The following is a 307-nucleotide window of genomic DNA, read 5'->3' as shown; positions in this document are numbered from 1 at the left end:
CGCGAAGAGTAGGGCGATCCGCTCGGCGGCGACCCGGCGTGCCACGAACGCCAGGACTTGCGCGGAGGCCTCGTCCAGCCACTGGGCGTCGTCGACGAGGCACAACAGCGGCTGCTCCTCGGCGATCTCGGCCAGCAGGTTGAGAATGGCCAGCCCGACCAGGAACCGGTCCGGTGCAGGTCCGGCACGTAAGCCGAACGCTACGCCGAGGGCACCCTGCTGCGGCTCGGGCAGCGCATCCGCGTGCCCAAGCAGCGGCGCACACAACTGGTGCAAGCCGGCGAACGCGAACTGCGTCTCGGCCTCC

General features: G+C 70.7%; 1 pseudogene. It reads right to left on the bottom strand.

The features are described from left to right. Window positions 1–307 (bottom strand): annotated as a pseudogene (locus tag AC507J_RS32405) (LuxR family transcriptional regulator); the annotation flags it as partial.

The sequence above is a fragment of the Micromonospora sp. PRAS1 genome, from assembly GCF_059553435.1.
Note: the sequence above shows the minus strand (reverse complement) of the source record. Positions and strands in the feature narration are given on the sequence as shown.